The following is a 1,292-nucleotide window of genomic DNA, read 5'->3' as shown; positions in this document are numbered from 1 at the left end:
ACCTTCACCCGCCGCTTCCGCGACGAGGTCGGCACCAGCCCCGGCCAGTGGCTCACCCGCCAGCGCGTCGACCTGGCCCGGCACTTGCTGGAAACCACCGACTGGCCCGTCGACCGGGTCGCCGACCGCGCCGGATTCGGCACCGGTGTCTCCCTGCGCAAGCACCTTCATGCCGCCATCGGGGTCACACCCCAGGCGTACCGCCGCACCTTCCGCCCGGCACTCGCCGACGGTTCAGCGCGGTAGCGGCGGGCAACTCACCATTCCGCCTTGCCTACGGCACGTCTCCCTTGTTCGGCGCGGCGGTCACCCGCCGGTGCGGTGGGGCGCCGTCCGCGGCGACCGCGGAACCGTCGCCCCACGCCTGGCAGATGTCCAGGCGTGCGTGCGCGTTGACCAGTTCGGCGATGGCCTTGCTCAAGGCCGGGATGGAGAAGTGCCGGTTCGCGGCCAGCGACAGTTCGTGCCCGCTCACCCCGGGGATGTGCCGGGCCGCTGCCGCGGCGGCTGCGGTGAGCTTGTCCTCCAGATGCCTCACGTCACCACCAACGGCACTGGGCCGTACGGGTGACGGTCGAGGCCGTCACCACTCCAACATCATCCCGTGGCGGGTTCCTGGCACATCTGGGTCATGCCCCTGCTTGAGGGGGCGCGGGGAACATTCGTCCAATACGGCGGCGGGCGCCGGCCGCGACAGTGGGCCGCATGACCGACACTTCGGCGCTGGACGATGGCGCCCTCCACGTACGCCAAGACGGCCCCCGCGACGCCCCCGCCCTCCTCCTCATCCATGGCTCCGCGTCCTCGACCCGCTCGTGGGACGCGCTCGTCCCCCACCTCACCGGCTCGCACCACGTCATCCGCCCCGACCTCCTCGGACACGGAGAGTCGGCCAAACCCGCCGACCTCAGCTACGCCCTCCCCGACCAGGCGCGGCGCCTCGCCGCCGTACTGGAGCGCCTCGGCGTCGGACACGCCGTCGTCGTGGGCCACTCCAGCGGGGGCGCCGTCGCCACGGCCCTCGCGGAACAGCGCCCCGACCTGGTGACCGGGCTCGCCCTCATCAACACCGGCCCCGGCCTGCACGCGTACATCGCATCCGACGCCGACCTCTCCCAGTGGCCGCCGACCGACGACCAGCTCCGCCAATTCGCGAGCACCGGCTTCAGCCGGCCCGGCTACGAGATCCCACCCGAACTCCTTGACGAAGTCCGCCACATGACCCTCCACACCCTCACCGCGACCATGCAAGCCACCCGCGCCTACCTCGCCGAACGCCCCCTCCCCGACCG

The 1,292-nt window shown here is 72.2% G+C and carries 3 protein-coding genes; 2 read left to right on the top strand and 1 reads right to left on the bottom strand.

The features are described 5' to 3' along the window. Positions 1–246, top strand: a 246-nt coding sequence (locus AOK24_RS43755; protein ID WP_159052229.1) for a helix-turn-helix domain-containing protein, incomplete at its 5' end; no start/stop codon positions are given. A gap of 28 nt (positions 247–274) precedes the next feature. On the opposite strand, the gene AOK24_RS43750 is transcribed toward AOK24_RS43755, so the two are convergent. Further along, positions 275–538, bottom strand: coding sequence for a Tn3 family transposase (locus AOK24_RS43750; RefSeq protein WP_055725381.1), 264 nt, complete (start codon positions 536–538; stop codon positions 275–277). Between the two features lie 167 nt (positions 539–705). On the opposite strand from AOK24_RS43750, the gene AOK24_RS43745 reads away from it, so the two are divergent. Next, on the top strand, positions 706–1,292 hold a 587-nt coding region (locus AOK24_RS43745; RefSeq protein ID WP_055725380.1), incomplete at its 3' end, for an alpha/beta fold hydrolase.

Origin of the sequence: Streptomyces niveiscabiei (genome assembly GCF_001419795.1) — a bacterium.
GTDB classification, from domain to species: Bacteria; Actinomycetota; Actinomycetes; order Streptomycetales; family Streptomycetaceae; genus Streptomyces; species Streptomyces niveiscabiei.
The sequence above is the reverse complement of the archived record's forward strand: the minus strand, read 5'-3'. Positions and strand labels throughout refer to the sequence as shown.